14 protein-coding genes, 1 tRNA gene and 1 pseudogene are annotated in these 21,299 nt (G+C 71.0%); 10 read left to right on the top strand and 6 right to left on the bottom strand.

Features of this window, described 5'->3' with window-relative positions:
* Positions 1–122: 122 nt before the first annotated feature.
* A complete protein-coding gene (locus tag ACFW0G_RS38845) occupies positions 123–1,070 on the bottom strand; it encodes a DNA-3-methyladenine glycosylase family protein (protein ID WP_378330514.1) in 948 nt (315 codons plus the stop codon).
* Positions 1,071–1,155: 85 nt separating this feature from the next.
* Here ACFW0G_RS38845 and ACFW0G_RS38840 point away from each other — a divergent pair, with 85 nt between their 5' ends.
* Together ACFW0G_RS38840 and ACFW0G_RS38835 are read left to right on the top strand one after the other, a co-directional pair.
* Positions 1,156–2,133, top strand: a complete 978-nt coding sequence (locus tag ACFW0G_RS38840) for a helix-turn-helix transcriptional regulator (protein WP_378330513.1) — start codon at positions 1,156–1,158, stop codon at positions 2,131–2,133.
* Positions 2,134–2,234: 101 nt separating this feature from the next.
* Positions 2,235–3,224, top strand: coding sequence for a hypothetical protein (locus tag ACFW0G_RS38835; protein ID WP_378330512.1), 990 nt, complete (start codon positions 2,235–2,237; stop codon positions 3,222–3,224).
* A 103-nt stretch (positions 3,225–3,327) separates the two neighbouring features.
* Here the strand turns inward: ACFW0G_RS38835 and ACFW0G_RS38830 are convergent, their stop codons facing one another.
* The 5 genes from ACFW0G_RS38830 to ACFW0G_RS38810 form a co-directional block, all read right to left on the bottom strand.
* The gene (locus ACFW0G_RS38830) at positions 3,328–3,498 is read right to left on the bottom strand and encodes a hypothetical protein (protein ID WP_378330511.1); all 171 of its coding nucleotides are present in this window, start codon (positions 3,496–3,498) and stop codon (positions 3,328–3,330) included.
* Between the two features lie 59 nt (positions 3,499–3,557).
* On the bottom strand, positions 3,558–3,908 hold the full coding sequence (locus ACFW0G_RS38825; protein ID WP_378330510.1) for a hypothetical protein: 351 nt from the start codon (positions 3,906–3,908) through the stop codon (positions 3,558–3,560).
* Positions 3,909–4,016: 108 nt separating this feature from the next.
* Positions 4,017–4,090, bottom strand: a tRNA-Arg gene (locus tag ACFW0G_RS38820).
* Between the two features lie 305 nt (positions 4,091–4,395).
* On the bottom strand, positions 4,396–4,797 hold the full coding sequence (locus ACFW0G_RS38815) for a peptidase inhibitor family I36 protein (RefSeq protein WP_378330509.1): 402 nt from the start codon (positions 4,795–4,797) through the stop codon (positions 4,396–4,398).
* A gap of 185 nt (positions 4,798–4,982) precedes the next feature.
* Complete coding sequence (locus ACFW0G_RS38810) at positions 4,983–6,059, bottom strand: LacI family DNA-binding transcriptional regulator (RefSeq protein ID WP_378330508.1); 1,077 nt, start codon at positions 6,057–6,059, stop codon at positions 4,983–4,985.
* Positions 6,060–6,166: 107 nt separating this feature from the next.
* Between ACFW0G_RS38810 and ACFW0G_RS38805 the strand changes: the two genes are divergently transcribed.
* The 8 genes and pseudogenes from ACFW0G_RS38805 to ACFW0G_RS38770 form a co-directional block, all read left to right on the top strand.
* A complete protein-coding gene (locus ACFW0G_RS38805) occupies positions 6,167–7,348 on the top strand; it encodes an MFS transporter (protein WP_378330507.1) in 1,182 nt (393 codons plus the stop codon).
* 114 nt (positions 7,349–7,462) lie between these two features.
* Positions 7,463–8,647, top strand: coding sequence for a sensor histidine kinase (locus ACFW0G_RS38800; RefSeq protein WP_378330506.1), 1,185 nt, complete (start codon positions 7,463–7,465; stop codon positions 8,645–8,647).
* 64 nt (positions 8,648–8,711) lie between these two features.
* Positions 8,712–10,727, top strand: coding sequence for a cytochrome c oxidase assembly protein (locus tag ACFW0G_RS38795; RefSeq protein ID WP_378330505.1), 2,016 nt, complete (start codon positions 8,712–8,714; stop codon positions 10,725–10,727).
* 180 nt (positions 10,728–10,907) lie between these two features.
* A complete protein-coding gene (locus tag ACFW0G_RS38790; RefSeq protein ID WP_378330504.1) occupies positions 10,908–11,372 on the top strand; it encodes a single-stranded DNA-binding protein in 465 nt (154 codons plus the stop codon).
* A 134-nt stretch (positions 11,373–11,506) separates the two neighbouring features.
* Positions 11,507–13,183, top strand: a complete 1,677-nt coding sequence (gene ettA, locus ACFW0G_RS38785) for an energy-dependent translational throttle protein EttA (RefSeq protein WP_378330503.1) — start codon at positions 11,507–11,509, stop codon at positions 13,181–13,183.
* Positions 13,184–13,199: 16 nt separating this feature from the next.
* The gene (locus tag ACFW0G_RS38780) at positions 13,200–15,674 is read left to right on the top strand and encodes a hypothetical protein (protein ID WP_378330542.1); all 2,475 of its coding nucleotides are present in this window, start codon (positions 13,200–13,202) and stop codon (positions 15,672–15,674) included.
* A gap of 486 nt (positions 15,675–16,160) precedes the next feature.
* Positions 16,161–21,143 (top strand): NAD-glutamate dehydrogenase, encoded by a 4,983-nt coding sequence (locus ACFW0G_RS38775; protein WP_378330502.1) that lies wholly within the window; start codon positions 16,161–16,163, stop codon positions 21,141–21,143.
* Between the two features lie 35 nt (positions 21,144–21,178).
* Positions 21,179–21,299 (top strand): annotated as a pseudogene (locus ACFW0G_RS38770) (acyl-CoA thioesterase); the annotation flags it as partial.

Here is a 21,299-nt window from a genome sequence, read left to right as displayed (position 1 = left end):
GTGCCGGGCCCGTCGTACTGGACGACGGGCCCGGCATCCGGCCGCTCATCGAAGAGTTCATTCCGTCAATGGTCGAGCGTGCTCACCCGTCGCGTCCATCTCGTCACGATGACAGGAAAAGGTCATCGTCCGGTGCCGCACGCGACCGGACCCAGTGCTTCGTCGCGCAGGGCGCCGAGGCCGGTGTGCAGATAGTAGGCCCAGTAGCCGAGATTGTCGCCGTACCGGCCGCGCAGGCGCTGGTTGTCGTATCCGGGGCCGTAGATCCTGGCCGTGGCGTCGGCGAAGTTCGGCATTTCCAGCGGTACGAAATCCATGCGGCCCAGCCCGCGCAGGAGAATCGCGGCGGCTGAGAACTCGCCGACTCCTTTGATACCGCGAAGGGCCTTGGTCGCCTGGGTGTAGGAGGCGGTGCGGAGGTATTCCTCGCCGATGTCCAGCAACCCCTCGACAAGGCTGGTGAGGTATTCGGCCTTGCGCGCGTTCTTGACGATCGCCAGCCAGTCGTCGACCTCGAGCTGCCGCAGATCCGTGAGCTCGGGGAAGGCCTGGAACTGCAGCCCGTCGTAGCGGATCGTGCGGCCGAACCGCTCGGTGATCCGGCGTTTGAGCGCGGTGGAGACGTTCTTCGGCGTGCGCTGGGAAAGCACCGCCCAGACACCGATTTCCGCCACGGTCAGGAACCGGACCTGGTGCAGCCCCCAGAGCGCCTTGACCAAGCGCGCGTAGCCGGGGTGATCGCCCGCCGCCTGGGCGTAGAACTCGGTGAGGTCGTCGGACAGGCTCAGGTAGCCGTCGATCTTGAAGAGCACCTCGTCCCGAAGATCCGCCGAAATCGGCCGGTCCGAGTGCAATGCGTATTCGACGCCGCCGTCGGCGGGGCTGACCTTGAACACGACGGCCTGGCCGCCGAGGGCGATCGCCTTGGTCAGCGTGTCCTCGGTCATGATCTGGTCGCCCCTGCAGGCGCCGAAGCCCTGGAGAAACCGGATCGAGGTGCGCAGATCGAACGGCTGGGCCGCCGGCAGGAAGCCGGAGACGCTGGTCGGGGTGGTCAGGCTGGTGGTCATGGCGTTCTCCCTCGTCGTCGCTGCGACCGACGGTAGAACCCATGTAGGTCAGATCATGACCCACAACGGTGGGATACTCGAAGTCATGACGGACACGCCCGCCCGGTTGCTGGCCCTGCTTTCGCTGCTGCAGACCCCGCGAGAATGGCCGGGCAGCGAGCTGGCCCAACGGCTCGGGGTCAGCGCTCGCACCATCCGCCGCGACATCGACCGGCTGCGTGAGCTGGGCTACCCGGTCGAGGCGTCGATGGGCGCGATCGGCGGGTACCGCTTGGTCGCCGGCCACGCGATGCCCCCGTTGCTGCTGGACGACGAGGAGGCGGTGGCCATCGCGGTCGGCCTGCGCACGGCGGCCGGGCACGCGGTGGAAGGCATCGGGGAATCCTCGGTTCGCGCGCTGGCGAAGCTGCTGCAGGTGCTGCCCTCACGGCTGCGGCACCGGGTCGACGCACTGAACACGGCCACCGAGCCCCTGCTGCCGGGGGACGGCCCGCAGGTCGACCCGGAGGACCTGGCGCTGATAGCGGTCGCGGTGGCCCAGCACGAGCGGCTGCGCTTCCACTACCAGGCGGCGGACGGGAGCGAGACGCGGCGGCTGGTGGAGCCGCACCGGCTCGTGTCGACGAAACGCCGGTGGTACCTGGTGGCCTGGGACAACGAGCGCTCGGACTGGCGGATCTTCCGGGCGGACCGGATGCGGGAGCCGTTCCTCACCGGCGTCCGGACCACGCCTCGGGAACTGCCGGCCAAGGACGCCGCCGCCTACGTCTCGAGCAAGCTGTTCGAGCGGTCGCCCACCTACCGCGCGGTGGTGACCTTGCGCGCCCCGATCGAGGAGGTACGCCGGCGCATGGGCGGGGTGCGGGCGGATCTGGAACCGGTCGACGAGCACAGCTGCCGGCTGCGGACGAGGGCGGACTCGCTGGAATGGATCGCGTTCCGCATGGCCTTGCTGGGCTGCGACTTCGAGGTTCAGGAGCCGCCGGAGCTGGCGGAGTACCTGCGGGAGATGGGAGAGCGGGTGATCCGGGCGGCGGAGTACAACTTCAGTCGTAGGGACTGAGGCTTTGCACCCAACTTCGCCGCTCGCACCTGGGCCGCGCGCCCCTCGGTGTCCTACCGTCGATCGCGGAACACGGTGGTGGCCAGCGAAGGGACCGGGCGATGCAGTCGGCGCACGCGATCGACGAGGAAACTCTGAACCTGTACCGGCTGACGCTGCGCTACGAGACGCTGGACACCGAGCTCGTGGCGCGCGAGGCCGATATGTCGCCCGAACACGCTGCCGCCGCGCTGTCCCGGCTGGAAGCTGCGCGTCTGGTCCGTCCTGCCGACACCGACGGCCGTTTCCGTGCCACGTCACCGGAATGGGCAGAGGCGGAACTGCTGACCCCGGTGCTCTCCGAGCTGTACGCCAAGCAGCGCTTCATCGAGGAGACCCGAAAAACGTTGCAGGACTTGGGAAATGCTTACGAACAGGCACGTAACGCCGAGTCTTCGGGTGAGGATTTCACCTTCCTGGCTCCCGGTGAGCCGACGCGGATCGCGGTCTACCGGATGGCAGGCGAGTGCTCTTCGGAGTTCGCGACGACACATCTCAGCGGTACGGTCCTCGGTGACGTACTGCCTGGTGAAATGGACATGCTGCGGCGTGGCATCGGGGTACGGGTGATCGTCCAGCACAGTGTGCTGTCCAAACTGGCGTTCCGGTCGTACGCGGACAAGGTGACGAAGGCCGGGGCAGAGGTGCGTTCCCTGCCACAGCTGTGGTTCCGTCTGGCCATGTTCGACCGCCGGGCGGTGCTGGCGTCGATCTGCCCCGGCGACGAGCCCGCGGCGGGCGCGGTACTGGTTCGCAACCCGATGGTCGTCGCTCGCGTGCACGAGATGTTCGAACATCAGTGGGAAACGGCGACGTCCGAGGTGGCCGGTGCCGACGGCCGTGGCGAGGTCGCGTCCTCCGAACTCCGCACGGCGATCGGCGAGATGCTCGCCAGCGGCTGCACCGACGAGGTTTCGGCACGCCGGCTGGGCATGTCGGTACGTACCTACCGGCGGCATGTGGCCACCCTGATGAACGAACTGGGCGCCAGGACCCGGTTCCAGGCCGGGCTGCGAGCTCGGGAAGCGGGATTGCTCTTCACCGGCCGCTGACGTGGGCTGCCGGGGCGCCACACCCCGGCAGCCCGCCGGATTCGCTTTCACCTGCTGGCCGGCTGTCTGGTCAGCGGGTTCACGAGCGGTTCCTCACGGCCGCTCATCGGCCTGCTCCGTTCGTCGTCCACACGCCGACGAACGCGATGAGCGCCGCGGGCAGCACCGTGACTGTCGCCACCGCGAGTACCGGTGTACGCCACCCGTCGAGAGCGAACCACCTGGCTGGCAGCACGAGTACGAGGAACAGCGGCGCCGTGGCGAGCAGAACCACCCGCGCGCGGCGAACCGTCAGGCGCCGTGTCGGCGCGGCGGCTCACCGGTGGTCCTCGATCAGCTGGCCCTCGGCGTCGATCGGGTCGCCGTCGGCCACGGCGGACCCACCCACGCCATCGCCGGCGTGGTACCGGGGATCGTGAACGCCGGCGAGCACCAGCACTCGGGCGAGCGGACGTGGAAGCGGCGGTCGAGGGTGTGTGGCTCGGTGAGGATTGTGGTCGGCTGGATGAGTTCGATGGCCACCATCGCCGTTATTGCTTTGTTGCGATCGAGGGTGCGATCGGGCAACCACGAGGCCTGCCAGTACTCCGCCGCACCGGGGCGGATGGCGATGTGCCGGGCGCGGTGGCGGGTGCCGGTGATCACGCGATCGCCGACGGTGATCACTGTGGACAGTGCGGTCATCGCGCACCGCCAAGTGTGCGGCGGCGCGAAAATCGCCCGTTTATCGCCCATCCGGCCTGCGGCGGGGATCGCCTGCCTGGTCAGGGAAAGCCCTGACCAGGCACGGTGTGCCCTCGGCAGGACTCGAACCTGCGACCTAGAGATTAGAAGGCTCTTGCTCTATCCAGCTGAGCTACGAGGGCCCGCGTCGACGGCTGCTGCCAGTCGCCCAGCAAGCGCAGCTTAGTCGTCGCCAACCTCTCGATCGCTCGACACCGTCGAATCGTTTCAGGTCCTCTCCGGAAGTTGTGTGATCTTTCGCCCGGACGTGGCGGGCGCCCGCCGTACCGCGCGCTCGCGGCGGCTGTCCGGGGTATGTGCCCGTGGGCACGCCGCGCCGCGACGGCGCGCCCACGGGCGGGGCCGCTTCGGGGAGCGGCCCCCGGGTCCGGCGCCTGCCGCGAGCCGGCTCCCCCTGGAGCGGCGGCGGGACGGACCCCGCTGGTGGCTACTCCCAGACCTTCACCGCCCTGACCACGAACGGGGCCTCGGGCACGTAGGTGCCCCCGCCCGGATAAGTGATGAAATCGCCTTCGGTCGTGCATTCCTTGCTCTGGTATACCGTGACGTCCCGGCTCAGCTGATTCACGAAGGAATGTCCTTCCAGATCGGCGGGCAGCGGAATGCATTCCTCGGGATTCGCGGTACGCAGGTCGAAACGCTGGGCGTTTCCGCTGTAGTGTTCCTGGGACCACAGGCACAGTTCGCCCTTCTTGCAGACGGGCGCGGGCGGCGCGGACGCGGTGGGCGCTGCCTGCGCGATCCCCGCGCCGGCCAGCAGGCCCACGGTGGCCAGCAGGAGCACACGCGGCAGGCGGGCGCGCAGGGTCGCGAAACGTCGTGACATCATCAGGAAATCCCCTTGTGGAGTGCGGGGTGAATGCCCGCGGTGGAAGGTGTGATTCCACGATGACGGGTTCGCGGGGAGTTGTCAGCCCGCATTTCTACTTCTGTGGATAAGTAGTTCGTCCTCGCTCGATAGGGGCGAGTTGTCCACAATTCGGCGAATGGCCTTGCGGGTGGATATCGGCGCTGCTAGGCGGGTGCCGTGCTGCCGCGCCGCACGAGGTCCACGCCGATGCGCGTCGGCTCGGGCGCCGAACCGCCCGCCAGCAGCCGCAACACGAGCTCACCAGCGGCCGTGCCCTTCAGCGCGAGGTCCTGGCGGACTGTCGTCAGCGCTGGTTCGGACCACTTCGCCGACGGCGTGTCGTCGAAGCCGACCACCGACACGTCCCCCGGCACGTCGAGCCCGAGCTGCCGGGCCGCCGACATCGCTCCCAGCGCGAGCTGGTCCGACATGCACAGCAGCGCCGTCGGCCGCTCCGCGCGGCCGAGCAGGTCCGTGGCCGCGGCCCGCGCGCCCTCCGCGGACATGCCCGACACCTCCCAGATCGCCACGTCGGACGCCGTGATCCCGGCCACGGCGAGCGTGTCCAGATAGCCGGCCAGCCGCTCGCGAGTGTCGTGGAAGCGGCTCGCGAGCGCCGCCTCCGCGGTCAGCTCGCCGCCTCGCCCTGTCGAGAGGCATTGGGCGGAGAGGATGCCGAACCGCCGATGTCCCAGGTCGAGCAGGTGCCGGGCGGCGAGCGCGGCGCCGCCCCGATCGTCGCAGCCCACCAGTGCGGCGCCCGGCACGAGCGGCTGGTCGATCACCACCAGCGGCAACCCGCGCGCGGCCACCGACTCCAGTGCCGGGGTGTCGTCGGCCAGCGAGTAGGCGACGGCGATGTCCGCCTGTGCGGTGAGGACTCGTTCGGCGGGCGGGCCGCCGTTCTCGCCGCCCGGCAGGAGCAGCAGCGCGTGGTCACCGGGCGCGACGGCGGTCGCGAGCGCGTCGAGCGTGATGGTCAGCGCTGGATCGGAGAAGGCCGCCGACAGCGACGCGTCGAGCATGAACGCGATGGCGCCGGTGCGGCTCGTCGCGAGGCTGCGCGCGGTCGGGTTCGGCCCCGGGTAACCCAGCTTCTTCGCCGCCCGCAACACCTCGTCGCGCAACGGGGCCGACAGCTGGTCCGGCCGGTTGTAGGCGTTCGAGACCGTCGCCCTGGACACCCCGACGGCGTCGGCGACGTCGTCCAGCGTGGGACGGCGGCGCCTGGTGCTGGTCATGCCCGCAGTCTAGTGCTCCGACCAGCGGCGACGGCTAATCGGTTGGACTTTCTGAAGCGCTTAAGTCATTCTGGGGCAAGGATATCTGGGGCTGGGAAGGAGCAGGCATGCGTGATCGGACCGCGGTGTTCGCCGTGTTCGCGTTGGACGGCGCCGCTTTCGGCTCATGGGCGCCGCGCACACCCGCGATCGCCGGGCAGGTGCACGCCGAGCCGGGCGCGTTCGGTCTCGCGCTGCTGTGCGCGAGCGTCGGGATGCTGTGCGCCGCCACGGTGTCGGGCCGGATCATCGAGCGCACCGGCGCGCGGGCGGTGATCGCCGCGAGCGCGGCCGCGGCCTGTGCCGCGCTCGTGCTGGTCGGCTTCGCGAATTCGGTCGTGCTGCTCGGTGGCGCGTTGTTCGCGATGGGGGCGAGCGTCGGCGCGCTGGACGTCTCGATGAACGTCGCCGGGGTCGCCGTCGAGCGGAGCACCGGGCAGGCGGTCATGCCGCTCCTGCACGCCGGCTACAGCTTCGGCGCGCTCGCCGCCTCGCTGGCCGCGTCGCTCGCGGCCGGGCACGGCTGGACACCGGGGCGGCACCTGACCGTCGCCGCCGGGGTCGCCTTCGTTGTGCTGCTGATCATCATCCGGTCCGTGCCGGGGGCGCGTCCGCAGCACACCGACGAACCCGTCGCGTCGCCCTATTCCGCGCCGATCCGGCGTCCGGTGCTGTGGCTGCTCGCCGCGGTCGCGTTGTGCTCGGCGATCGCCGAAGGCGCGAGCACCGACTGGTCGGCGTTGCTGATGGCGACCGTGCACGACGTCGACCAGGGCGCCGCCGCGCTGGCGTTCTCCGGTTTCGCGCTGGCCATGGCGATCGCCAGGGTCGGCGGGGCGTGGACCCAGCGCCGTTTCGGCGCCACCCGGTCGCTCGCGGCGGGCGCCGCGGTGGCCGCGCTCGGGTTCTTCGCCGCGGCGGTCGTCCCGTTGCCGGTCTTCGGCTACGTCGGCTTCGCGCTCGCGGGCGCCGGGCTGGCGGCCGCCTTCCCGCTGGCGCTGAGCCTGGCGGGTGACGCGGGGAAGCGATCCGACGGCACCGGCGGGGAGCGGGAACTGGCGTTCGTCACCGCCATCGCCTACACCGGCTTCCTCGCCGGGCCGCCGATCGTAGGCGGGATCGCCCAGGTGACGTCCTTGTCGGTGTCGTTCGTCTTCGTCACGGTGATGGCCGCGCTGATCGTGCCCGCTTCCCTGGCAGCCCGGCGCGTCCGCCGCCGGGAGGAAGTCCGCTCGCCCGTCCGCCGTTGACACTCCGGCGTCCGGACGGCAAGCTGATCGCGATAAACTGAGATGAATGCGATTGGCTCGCTGTTTCAGGACGGCTGATCGGGGTTTCGTCCTCGGTCCGGGGAGGAAGACGTCGTGAGGGTTCTGCTGCTCAGCGGCGCGCGGGCGGCGCGGGTGGCGGGAATTCCGGACAGGGCACTCCACGTCGCGGCGTCGCGGCTCGTGCTCGTGCCGGTGGTGGTCCGGCTGGCGGTTCTCGTTCAGGCGCTGTGGTCGGTCGAGGACGTCCCCTCGCTGTGGCCGGTCGTGGTCCTGTGCCTCGTGCCGGACCTGCTCGAGATCGGCTGGGTCCTGGTCTGGTCGGCACGTCGCCCGTCGGGACTGAGGCTGGTGCCGGTCGCCGACAGCGCTTACGCCGTCCTACTCAATCTCGGTGTCGTTTCGCTCGCTCCCGCGAGCCATTTCTCCGACGTCGTCTCGCTGACCTGGCCGCAGCTCCTGGGCACGGTGATGTTGTGGACGCTGCTGCGTGGCGCGTTCGCCGGCGCGCTCGCGATCGGCGCCGCCGTGGCGCTGCGCTACGCGATGTCGGCGTGGTGGCGGACCGGGCCACCGCCCGCCGTTGAATTCCTCACGCTGTTCGGGGCCATGGTGACGGCGCTCGCGATCGTCGTCCTGCTGGGCGCGTCGCTCCGGTTCGCGCTCGGGCTCGGCGAACAGCGGGGACGTGCCGCCGAACGCGAGCGGCACCGCCGTGACGTCCACGACACCGTCCTGCAGGTGATGGAGTCCCTCGCCCTGCCCGCGCCCGCCGACGTCGTCGACCCGGTCGCGAGCCTGACCCAGGTCCGCCGGACCGCGCGGGCACACGCCATGCGGTTGCGGCTGTCCCTGGACCGCGAACCCGCCTCGCTCCATGGTGGGTTGGACCAGCGGCTGAACGCGCTCGCCGCGGACATGGCCGTCGAAGGGCTGCGAGCCGAGGTGGTCACGCTGGCGGCGACCGGTGATCTCCCGGCCGACGTCGTCGAGGCCCTCCACGACGCCACCCGCGAAGCCCTGCGCAACACCCTCAAACACGCGGGGACGGCGCGGGCGGTGATCTGCGTGGAGGAGAGCGCGGGCGGCATCGGCGTGATCGTGCGCGACCACGGCGCGGGGTTCGCCGTCGACGACCACCGTCCGGGGTTCGGTATCGGGCGTTCGATCATCGGGCGGCTGGCCGAGGTCGGCGGCCGGGCCACGGTCGAGTCCGTCCCGGGACACGGCACGCGAGTGGTCCTCTGGGCGCCGCTCGCCGTGCGGTCTCCCGTCGGGTGACGGACGTCGCGGCGGACCCGCACCGGCTCACCAGGCCGTCCCCGGGACGGCATACCCTCGTGGCGTGTCCTCGCGATCCGTGACCGAACCGGCCGAACCCATCCAGCGCAAGGCGAGCGTGCTCCCGCTGCTCTCGGTCGGGGTGGTGATCGCCGCGGTCGTCGCGGTCGGGCTGGTCGCGCTGACCGGGGGAGCGGGCTACCTGATCGCCGGGCTGCCCGACCCCGGGGTCGTCACCCGGTACGGCATCACGGTGGTGCGGATCCTCGCCGAGGCGTCGTCGGTGATCTGCATCGGCTCGCTGCTGCTGGCCGCGTTCCTGGTGCCACCGCAGAAAAGCGGGACGCTGGCACCCGAGGGCTACGCGGCGCTGCGGACGGCCGGGATCTCGGCGTGGGTGTGGTTCGTCGCCGCGCTCGCCTCGGTCGTGTTCACCGCGGCGGACGGTGCCGGAAAGCCGCTGCAGGACGTCCTTTCCCCGCAGACCCTGCTCGACCTCGTCGGCGCCATCGAGCAGCCGAAGGCGTGGCTCTGGACCGCGCTGATCGCGATCCTCGTCGCGCTCGGCTGCCGGCTCGCGTTGTCCTGGGGCTGGACGGCGGTGCTGTTCTTCCTGTCCGTCGGCGGGCTCGTGCCGGTCGCGGTCACCGGGCACTCGGCCAGCGGCGGCTCCCACGACGTCGCGACGAACAGCCTCCTGTATCACCTCGTGGCCGCCGCGCTCTGGGTCGGCGGGCTCGTCGCCCTGCTCGCGCTCGGCTGGCGGCGGGGTGCGAACCTGAAGCTCGCCGCGGTGCGGTTCTCCAAGCTCGCGCTGGTGTGCTGGCTCGTGATGGCGGTCTCCGGTGTGATCAACGCGCTGGTGCGGATCGGGCTGAACGACCTGTTCACCACCGACTACGGGCTCCTCGTGGTGGCGAAGGTCGTCGCGCTGCTGCTGCTCGGCGTGTTCGGCCAGCAGCAACGTCAGCGCGGCGTGCGCGGTCTGGTCGACGGCGCTGGCGGCGGGCAGCTCCTGCGGCTGGCCGGGGTCGAGGTGCTGATCATGTTCGTCACGATCGGCATCGCCACCGGGCTCGCCAGGACACCGCCGCCCGCGGACGCGATCACCCAGCCCTCGACCGTCGAACTGCTCATCGGCTATCCGCTCGACGGCGCCCCGACGGTCCTGCGGCTGCTGTTCGACTGGCGGTTCGACCTGCTCTACGGGACGTTGGCGATCGTGCTCGCCGCGCTGTACCTGGCCGGAGTGCGGCGGTTGCGCAAACGCGGCGACACCTGGCCCGTTGGCAGGCTCGTCGCGTGGCTCGCGGGCTGCGCGGTGCTGCTGATCGCGACGTCCTCGGGGATCGGCCGGTACGCGCCGGGGATGTTCAGTGTCCACATGGGCACCCACATGATGCTGTCCATGGTGGCGCCGGTGCTGTTCGTGCTGGGTGGTCCGGTGACGCTGGCGCTGCGCGCGCTTTCGCCGGCCGGGCGCGACGCGCCGCCGGGGCCGCGGGAGTGGCTGCTGGCGTTCGTGCATTCGCCGGTGTCGCGGTTCCTGACCCATCCGCTGGTCGCGCTGGTGCTGTTCGTCGGCTCCTTCTACGGGCTCTACTTCTCCGGCCTGTTCGACGCCGCGCTGAACTATCACTGGGCGCATCTGGCGATGAACGCGCACTTCCTGCTCTCGGGCTACGTCTTCTACTGGCCGCTGATCGGCGTCGACCCCGCGCCGCGGCGTCTCCCGCCGCTGGGCAAGCTCGGGCTGATGTTCGCCTCGATGCCGTTCCACGCGTTCTTCGGCGTGATCCTGATGAACATGCAGACGGTCATCGGGCAGACCTTCTACACCCAGCTGAAGCTGCCGTGGGTCGGCAACCTTCTCACCGACCAGCGGCTCGGCGGCGGGATCGCGTGGGCCTCCGGCGAGGTGCCGGTGCTGCTCGTGCTGATCGCGCTGCTGGTGCAGTGGGCCCGGCAGGACGAGCGCGAGGCCAAACGCGCCGACCGCCGCGAGGACACCACCGGCGGCGCGGAACTGGCCGCCTACAACGCGATGCTCAAACGGCTCGCCGAAGGCAGGCGGGAGTAGCACAGCACCCCGACAGTTCCCGCGCGCGAACCCTCGTCGGCGCCCCGGTTGTCCACAAGGACTGTGGCTGTCCACAGATTTCGCGTCGCCCCGCCACACGCCCCTCCCCGGCGGCAAGCTGAGGACATCGGCCACCGGGCACGGTCCGGCGGCACAGGCGAACCGAAGGGGATGAGGGTGATGGCCGTGGGCGAGACGTGGGTGACGGTGACCGGATACGTCACCAGCGAGCCGGATCTGCGCAAGGTGGGGGAGAACGGGCACGACGTCGTCTCGTTCTGGCTGCGCAGCACGGAACGCCGGTACGACAAGGAAAAGGGCGAGTGGGGTGACGGGCGCCGGTTCTCCGTCCGGGTGACCTGCTGGCGGAAGCTGGCCCGGTCGGTGCACCAGTGCCTCGCCAAGGGCGACCCGGTGGTGGCGCGCGGGCGGCTGTACAGCAGCGAGTTCGAACTGGACGGCGTACCTCGGGCTGTACCTGAGCTTGAGGCCTTCGCGATCGGCCCCAACTTGGCGCGCTGCACGGTCACGCTCGACCGGGCGCCCCGCGAGGGAGTCACCGTGCGGGATCCCCGCGGGTTGTGGACCGACGGCGGGGAGGAGGCGAACACGCTCTTCGACGCGGTTGAAAAGGCCTCCGCTTGAGGGCACGCGGCGGCTTTCCGGGGCGGGTGGGGAAAGGAGAAGATGATGTTCCCGCGGTGATCTCGGGCTGACATTCGGTAGTTCGACGGTGACCGGCGTCAAGGCGCGGATCGGCTCACTCTACGATCGCTGGCATGGCCGAGTTCATCTACACCATGAAGAAGGTGCGCAAGACCGTCGGGGACAAGGTCATCCTCGACGACGTGAGCACCGCGTTCTACCCCGGTGCCAAGATCGGCGTCGTGGGCCCGAACGGCGCCGGCAAGTCGACCGTTCTCAAGATCATGGCGGGGATCGAGCAGGCCAGCAACGGCGAAGCGTTCCTCCAGCCGGGCGCCAGCGTCGGCATCCTCATGCAGGAGCCGGAGCTGAACGAGGACAAGACGGTCCGGGAGAACGTCGAGGAGGGCCTCGGCGACATCAAGACGAAGCTCGACCGGTACCACGAGGTCCTCCAGCTGATGGAGGCCGAGTACACCGACGAGCTGATGGAGGAGATGGGCAAGCTCCAGGAGGAGCTCGACCACGCCGACGCCTGGGAGCTGGATTCCACCGTCGAGCAGGCGATGGACGCTCTCCGCTGCCCGCCGCCGGAGGAGCCGGTCACCCACCTGTCCGGTGGCGAGCGCCGCCGGGTCGCGCTGTGCAAGCTGCTGCTGTCCGCTCCCGACCTGCTGCTGCTCGACGAGCCCACCAACCATCTGGACGCCGAGAGCGTGCTCTGGCTGGAGCAGTTCCTGGCCAACTACGCGGGCGCCGTCCTCGCGGTCACCCACGACCGGTACTTCCTGGACAACGTGGCCCAGTGGATCATGGAGCTGGACCGCGGCCGGGTGGTCGGCTACGAGGGCAACTACTCGACGTACCTGGAGAAGAAGCGCGAGCGTCTGGAAGTCCAGGGCAAGAAGGACGCGAAGCTCGCCAAGCGGCTCAAGAGCGAGCTGGAGTGGGTGCGGTCCAACGCCAAGGCGCGCCAGACCAAGTCCCGCTCGCGGCTGGACCGCTACGAGGAGATGGCGGCCGAGGCCGACAAGCACCGCAAGCTCGACTTCGAGGAGATCCAGATCCCGCCGGGGCCCCGGCTGGGCAACGTGGTGGTCGAGGTCGAGAAGCTGCGCAAGGGCTTCGACGACCGGGTGCTCATCGACGGGCTCTCGTTCGACCTGCCGCGCAACGGCATCGTCGGCGTGATCGGGCCGAACGGGGTCGGCAAGACGACTCTGTTCAAGACGATCGTCGGGCTCGAGGAGCCGGACGGCGGGACGGTGAAGATCGGCGAGACGGTCAAACTGTCCTATGTGGACCAGGGCAGGGCGGGGATCGACCCGAAGAAGACGGTATGGGAGGTGGTTTCGGACAAGCTGGACTACATCCACGTCGGGCAGACCGAAATGCCCTCGCGTGCCTACGTCAGCGCGTTCGGGTTCAAGGGGCCGGACCAGCAGAAGCCGGCGGGCGTGCTCTCCGGCGGGGAGCGCAACCGGCTGAACCTGGCGCTGACGCTCAAGCAGGGCGGGAACCTGATCCTGCTCGACGAGCCGACGAACGACCTGGACGTGGAGACCCTGGGGTCACTGGAGAACGCGCTGGAGCAGTTCCCCGGCTGCGCCGTGGTCATCTCCCACGACCGATGGTTCCTCGACCGGGTCGCCACGCACATCCTGGCCTGGGAGGGCACCGACGAGAACCCGGCGCAGTGGTTCTGGTTCGAGGGCAACTTCGAGGGCTACGAGAAGAACAAGATCGAGCGCCTCGGGCCGGAAGCGGCTCGTCCCCACCGGGTCACCCACCGCAAGCTGACCCGCGACTGAGGGGCGTGGGTTGCCCGTGGAAGCCAGCAGGCACCTCAAGCCCGGCTCGCCCGCCGCGTCCGCGGCGGGCGGGTTCCCCGTGGCTTCCGCGGGAAGAACCACGTCCCCAGGCATGTCCGGCGAGGGGAGCCTCGCCGCCGTCGGCGGCCTGATCGAGCAGGCGGACGCGCTGCACCTGCGTGCTCCGGAGCTGGCGCTGGTCCTCGGTGAGCGCGCCGCCGCCCTCGCCGAGGCGGCGGGCTCCGACGAGCAGTGGGTCCGCGCGGAGGCTCTGGTGGTGTCGGCGCGCGTCCGGCTCGGCCAGCGGCCGGGCACGGTCGCCAGGGCCGTGGCGGCGCTGCGTGCCGCCGAGCACGCGGGCTACGCCGACGTCGCCGGGCGGCTGCGCATCGATCTCGCGCTGTGCGCACGCAGCCTCGGTGTTCCGCTGACGGGGCTCGCCGCGTTGCGTCCGGTGCCGGCCGATCCGGCGGTGTCGCCGGTGCACCGGGCCGCCGCGTTGTGCCATCTCGTCGGCTGCCTGGCGCAGATCGGCCGCAAGGCCGAGCTGGACAGGGTGCTGGTGGCAGCGGACAAGCTCGTCCTCGGCGACGACCGGCTGGCGGCCGACACCCAGCTGCTGGTGCGGGCGCTGCTGCGGGTCGGCACGGCCGCGCACCGGCGCAGGCACGGCGATCTCACCGCGGCGGCCGACGCCGCCAGGACGGGCCTGGGCTTCCTGGAGAAGCTCGACAACCCGGCCGACGACGGCGGCCTCGTGCGGGTCCGCCTGGTCCTGCAACTGGTCAGCACGCTGCTCGATCGCGGGGACACCGCGATGGCGTACGAGATCGCCCAGCCGGTGCTCGAAGAGCCGGTCCGCGCGGGCGGTGTCGCGCCGATGGGCTGGCTGCGGCTGGCCGTCGCGACGCGCGTCCACCTGCCCGCGGGCGCGGGGGAAGCCGCGGCGGAACTCGTCCGGGAGGCGGTGGCGAGCACCGACCGCCACGGCCTCGCGTCGATCACCGCGCGGTTGTGGCTCGAACTCGCGCAGATCGAGGAACGGTTCGGCCACGCGGAGGACGCGATCGCGTGCCTGCACCGCTCGCGCGCGGCCGAGCACGTGCACGCCAGGGCGCGCCGCCAGGCCTGCGGGTTGCTCGCGGGCACGTTCGGCACGGGCGAGCTGGCGTCGGTCGATCTCGACGAGGTGGTGAACCCGTCCGGTACCCGGCCTTCGTCGTTCGTCCAGCCGGTCGCGCCGGCCCCGGTCGCCGTCGCCGAGCCGCAGCGTCCGGCGCCCGAGGCGCCGGCCCATCCCCTGCGCGCGCCGGTGTCGTGGGCGCCGGAACCGCGCGACGAACCGGTGCCGGAGCGTTGGGTCGCGAGCGCGGCCGAAACCGCCGTGCCGGAGCGGGAGACACGCGCCGGGCGCAGGCGGGCGGACGAGCGCCGGTCCTCGGAGGTCACAGCGGCGACAGAGGCCACGGCGATCGCGGAGCCGGCGCCGGTCCCGGAGGTCGTCGAGCAGCCGAGGGAGGGGCGCCGCCGCCGCGCCGAGGAGCCCGTCGCGGCGGAGCCCATGGGGTATGCCGCGACGCCGGAACTGCCCACAGCACGCGAGCCCGAGAAGACGCCGCTCGTGTCCAGGACGGTTCCGGTGCTTCCGGAGATCGTGGACGTCGTCCCGGAGCTGCCGCTCGCCCCGGCACCCGCCGAGGAACCGATGCCCAGGACGGGACATGTGGCCCCGGCGAAGGCCGCCAAGGCACCGGAGCCCGCGTCGCAGCGCTGGGACGTCGGCGACTGGTCCCGCGAAGGGGAGCGGCGCGAGCCGGCGCCGCCGGTGCGCAGCACCCGCCACGACGCCGAACACGGTTCCGTGACCGCGCGATCGGTACTCGACCGGCTCGGGATCTCCGGCGCCGACGGGCACAGCGGTGGCCGTCGCCGTGCCGCCGAAGAGGCCGAGCCCACCCGGTCCGAGGCACGCCGAGCCGACGACGAGCCGAGGTTCGGCGAACCGCGTGCGGGGGAGCCCCGGCCCGAGCCGCTCGCCCGGCCCGAACCGTCCTCCGAGCCCGCCCTGTCGTGGGACCGGGAAAGCGAACTCGCGCCCCCGCCGCGCCCGGAAGAGCCGGAACCACCCGCCACGTCTTCGGCCGGTCCTGTCACGTCCCTTCCGGAGGAGCGGTATCGCGACGAGGTCGCCGATCCGTGGCTGCCCCGGTTGCGCATGCCGCCTTCGCTCGACCCCGTCGACGACTTCGGCGGCTGGACCCCGAGCACCGAAGCGTTCCCCGAGGGGTACGCGAAGGCCATTGCCGAGGACGAGCCACCGCCGGACGCGGGTCTCGCCGATCTGCTCGCCCGCGCGCTGGCCGAGCATCAGGCGGGGACGGCCAGCGCCGCCGCTCTGGTGAAGCGTCTCGGCACCCAGCGCGAGGGCACGGCGGGGCGCCGGTCGGTCAACGGCCACGGCCGCAACGGCAGCGACGAATCCGGCTCGTAGCCGAAGCCGTCCGCGCACCCGGCGCCGCGCGAGCGCGCCCGCACCCAGGTGTCCACAAAGGACTGATTCTGCCCGGAAGGGCACTGTGAGGGTGCGCTCGGGCAGACCCGAAGGTGGGATTCGTCGCACCTCGAGAACACGCGCCCGGCTGCTGGGCGGGCGAGGAATCCGCGGCCGATCGCCGAACCGGACGGAACAGACGGGGGACTGGATCGATTCCGTAAGCGGCGTGGCGGAGGGGCGCCCACGCCCGGTCCTGGTCAGGCCCGCCGACGTCGTCCGGTGGCCCCGGAACGGGCGCCCTGTGAACCCGGGAGTAGCTTGACCGATACCGCGATTTCGGCGGCTGAGCTGGGGTTCTTCGGTTTCTGCCAACTGAACGGGCTTCGTGCGTTCCGCCGCGTGGGCGCATTAGGGTGGGCTAGGTCCGGCACACCGTGGTGCCGGTCGCGGTGTCACCCCTCGCACAGTGGAGAGTTGCCTCAAATGAGCTCGACGGGAGTCTCGTCCCTACCCGGAACCGAAGACGGCACCGAGATCGGCGCCCCGCGCCGCTCGGCCAGCCCGGAGCAGATTCGGGACGAGCTGATCGACGCCGCCGCCAGGCACGCGCCGGAGATCGCCGACCTCATCCGGCTCTACTACCGGCACATCCCGGCCGAGGAGATCGTCGGGGACGACCCGGTCGACCTGGTCGGCGCGGTGCGTTCGCATCTGCAGCTGGCCAAGCACCGGATGCCCGGCCGCCCGGCGGTCCGGCTGCTCAACCCGACGACCGCCGAGGACGGCTGGACCCGCGAGGCCACCGTCGTGCAGGTGGTCACCGACGACATGCCGTACCTGGTCGACTCGGTCGCGGCCGAGTTCGCCCGCGACGGTGTGCAGGTCCAGCGGATCGTGCACCCGATCGTGGTGGTCAGCCGCGATCTCACCGGCGAGCTGCTCGAGGTCCACCCCGACGCCGACCCCGCCGACCCGCCGCCGAACTCCGCGGCCGAGTCGTGGATGTACGTCGAGATCGACTTCGTCACCGACCCGAACCGGGCCCGCGAGCTCGACAACCGCCTCGCGAGCGTGCTCGGAGACGTCCGCGAGGTCGTCGAGGACGCCGACAAGATGGCGCAGACCGCCGCCGCGCTGGCCGACGAGCTGGACGCGGACCCGCCGAAGCTGCCGAAGGGCGAGGTCGCCGAGGGCGCCCGGCTGCTGCGGTGGCTCGCCGACGGTCACTTCACGTTCCTCGGGTACCGCCGCTACGAGCTGGTCGAGAACCCGCGTACCGACACCGACGAGCCCGCGCTCCGCGCCGTGCTCGCGTCCGGTCTCGGCGTCCTGCGACAGGACAGCCTCGCCGCCCGGGGGCTGACCGCCGGGCCGGACACGGCGGCCACCGCGCTGGCGCCGACGCTGCTCGTGCTGACCCAGGCCAGCGCACCGTCCACAGTGCACCGTCCGGTTTATCCCTACTACGTCGGCGTGAAGACGTTCGACGCCGAGGGCAACGTCACCGGCGAGCACCGCTTCCTCGGCATGTTCACCACCACCGCGCTGCACGAGAACGTGCTCGACATCCCGGTGGTGTGCAACCGGGTCCGCGAGGTCATCCACCGCGCCGGGTTCCCGATGGAGTCGTTCTCCGGCCAGCGGATGCTGGAGGTGCTGCAGAACTGGCCGCGCGCGGACCTGTTCTCCGCCGACTCCGATTCGCTGTACGCCACGACGACCGGCGCGATCACGCTGTCGGATCGCCGGCGGCTGCGCCTGTTCCTGCGCCGCGATCCGTACGGCCGGTTCTTCTCCTGCCTGGTCTTCCTGCCGCGTGACCGCTACACGACGCGCTCGCGGCTGGCGATGCAGGAGGTGCTGCTGGAGGAGCTGGAAGGCACGCAGCTCGAGTACAGCGCGAAGGTCGGGGAGACGATCCTCGCGCAGGTCCACTTCATCGTGCACACCGATCCGGCCAACCGGATCGAGCCGGACACCCTGCGTATCCAGGAGCGGCTCAACACCGTCGTGCGCAGCTGGGACGACCGGCTCGTCGAGGCGATCCTGAGCGAGCGCAGGGAACGCTCCGGGGAGGGCGCCGTCGTCGGGATCATGGGCGAGGAGTCCGCGAACGACCAGGGGCAGCGGTTCGCCGCCATCTTCCCCGAGGGCTACAAGGAGGACTTCTCCGCCGAGGACGCGCTCGCCGATCTCGGCGCGCTCGACTCGCTGACCGACGAGGGCGACCTCGCGTTGTCGTTCTACCTGCCGCCCGACGCGGAGCCGGGCGAACGCCGCTTCAAGCTCTTCCTGCGTGGCGAGGGCGTCACGCTCTCCAAGGTGCTCCCGGTCCTGCACTGCATGGGTGTCGAGGTCGTCGACGAGCGCCCGTACGAGCTGCGCCGCGAGGACGGCGGAGCGTCCTGGATCTACGACTTCGGCCTGCGCATCGACCCGAAGCTGCAGGCCGACGCCAGCGATGCGGCCGTCGCCGAGCTGCGCGATCGCTTCCAGGACGCCTTCCACGCGGCCTGGCACGGCAGCTGCGAGGTCGACGACTTCAACGGGCTGGTGCTGCGGGCCGGCCTCACCTGGCGCCAGGTGAGCGTGCTGCGCGCGTACTCGCGGTACCTGCGCCAGGCGGGCAGCACGCATTCGCAGGAGTACATCCAGAACGCGGTGCTCAAGCACACCCAGGTCGCCACGAAGCTGTTCCGGCTGTTCGAGACGCGCTCGGATCCGCACCTGACCGAGGACGAGCGGCAGGCCGGCGCCGACGCGCTGGTCACCGAGATCTGCTCGATGATCGACGAGGTCACCAGCCTCGACGAGGACCGGATCCTCCGGCGGCTGATGGCGGTCATCAGCGCCACGCTGCGGACGAACTACCACGTCACCGGCGCCGACGGGCAACCGCGGCCGTACCTGGCGTTCAAGCTCGACCCCGGCGCGGTGCCCGATCTGCCCGAGCCGCGGCCGAAGTACGAGATCTTCGTGTGCTCGCCGCGGGTCGAAGGCGTGCACCTGCGCTTCGGCGCGGTCGCCCGCGGCGGCCTGCGCTGGTCGGACCGGCGCGAAGACTTCCGCACCGAGATCCTCGGCCTGGTCAAGGCGCAGGCGGTCAAGAACGCCGTCATCGTGCCCGTGGGAGCCAAGGGCGGGTTCGTCGTCAAGCGCCCGCCGACGCCGACCGGAGACCCGGCGATCGACCGCGAGGCCACCCTCACCGAGGGCATCGCGTGCTACAAGATGCTGATCTCCGGCCTGCTCGACCTGACCGACAACCGCGTCGAGGGCAAGACCGTGCCCGCGCCGGACGTGGTCCGGCACGACGGCGACGACAGCTACCTGGTGGTCGCCGCGGACAAGGGCACCGCGACCTTCTCCGACATCGCCAACGAGGTCTCCGCGCAGTACGGCTTCTGGCTCGGCGACGCCTTCGCCTCGGGCGGTTCGGTCGGCTACGACCACAAGGCCATGGGCATCACCGCCAAGGGCGCGTGGGAAAGCGTCAAGCGGCACTTCCGCGAGCTGGGCAAGGACACCCAGACCGAGGACTTCACCGTCGTCGGCATCGGTGACATGGCAGGCGACGTGTTCGGCAACGGCATGCTGCTGTCCGAGCACATCCGCCTGGTCGCGGCGTTCAACCACATGCACGTCTTCCTCGACCCGAGCCCGGACGCGGCGTCCTCCTACGCGGAGCGGCGGCGGCTGTTCGACCTGCCCCGGTCCTCGTGGGACGACTACGACCGCGCGAAGATCAGCGAGGGCGGCGGCATCTACCCGCGCAGCGCCAAGTCGATCCCGGTCAGCCCGCAGGTCCGCGCCGCGCTGGGCCTGGCCGACGACGTCGAATCGATGGCGCCGCTGGAGCTGATCCAGGCCATCCTGCTCGCGCCGGTGGAACTGCTGTGGAACGGCGGTATCGGCACCTACGTCAAGGCCGAGACCGAGAGCCAGGCCGCGGCGGGGGACAAGGCCAACGACGCGATCCGCGTCAACGGCAACCAGCTGCGGGTCAAGGTGGTCGGCGAGGGCGGCAACCTCGGGCTCACCCAGCTCGGCCGCATCGAGTTCGCCCGCGCGGGCGGCAAGATCAACACCGACGCGCTGGACAACTCGGCCGGCGTCGACTGCTCCGACCACGAGGTCAACATCAAGATCCTGCTCGACCACCTGGTGGCGACCGGGAAGCTGGAGCACGACCGGCGCAACCACCTGCTGGAGCAGATGACCGACGAGGTCGGCGCGCTCGTGCTGGCCGACAACTACCGGCAGAACGCCGTCCTCGGCGTCAGCCGGGCCCACGCCGCGCCGATGGTCTCGGTGCACCAGCGGCAGGTCGCCGCGCTGGTGGCGAAGGGCGCGTTCGACCGCAAGCTGGAGGCGCTGCCCACCAACGCGGAGTTCCGGGCGCGGGACAAGGCGGGCCAGGGCCTCACCTCGCCCGAGCTGGCGACGCTGCTGGCGCACGTCAAGCTCGACCTCAAGGACGAGCTGCTGGCCAGCGACCTGCCCGATTCCGAGGTGTTCACCCGCAGGCTGCCGGAGTACTTCCCGAAGCCGCTGCGCGAGCAGTTCGCCGACGCGATCAGCGAACACCCGCTGCGCCGCCAGATCATCACCACGCTGGTGGCCAACGAGGTCGTCGACGGCGGGGGCATCTCGTTCGTCTTCCGGCTGATGGAAGAGCTGAACGTGACCGCGACGGACGCCGTCCGCGCCTACGCCGTGGTCACCCACGTGTACGACCTGCCCGCGCTGTGGACCGAGATCGACGCGCTGGACAACGTCGTGTCGACCGAGGTCGCGGACGGGATGGTGCTGGAGACGCGGCGCCTGCTCGACCGCGCGGCCCGCTGGTTCCTCTCCAACCGGCCGCAGCCGCTGGCCCCGCTGGCCGAGATCAACCGGTTCGGCCAGGAGTTCACCGAGCTGGTGCCGCGCTCGGGCGAGCTGATGCGTGGTCTCGAAGCCGAAGCGGTCCAGGTGAAGGTCGACAAGCTGACCGGCAACGGCGTGCCCGCCGATCTGGCGCGGCGCATCGCGGTGCTGCTGCACACCTACGGGCTGCTCGACGTCGTCGAGGTGTCCGAGATGGCCGAGCAGCAGGTCGGCGTCGACGTGGTCCACAACCCCGCGGAGACGTCGGAGCTGTACTACGCGCTGTCCGATCACCTCGACATCGACAAGATGCTCACCGAGATCAGCGCGCTGGAACGGGGAAACCGCTGGCACGCCCTCGCACGGCTGGCCCTGCGGGACGACGTCTACGCCTCGCTGCGGGCGATCACCCTCGACGCGCTCCGGCACAGTGATCCCGGCACCAGCGCGGACGAGCGGATCGCGCAGTGGGAGAAGATCAACGCCTCGCGGCTGGCGAGGGCGAGGGTCGCGCTGGACGAGATCACCAAGACCGGCAACCTCGACCTCGCGACGCTGTCGGTCGCGGCGCGGCAGATCCGGAGCACGGTGCGGTGAGCTGCGCGGTACGGGTCCGGCCGCGCTGGTCGGACATGGACGTCTACGGGCACGTGAACCACGCGAACCTGGTGACGTTGCTGGAAGAGGCGCGGGGGGGGCGCCGGGGGGGGGGGGGGGCCCCCCGCCCGGGGGCCCCCCAGGCCCCCAAACAGC

The organism is Amycolatopsis sp. NPDC058986 (assembly GCF_042741125.1).
In the GTDB taxonomy this organism is placed as follows: Bacteria; Actinomycetota; Actinomycetes; order Mycobacteriales; family Pseudonocardiaceae; genus Amycolatopsis.
This window is presented reverse-complemented; position numbering and strand designations above follow the sequence as displayed.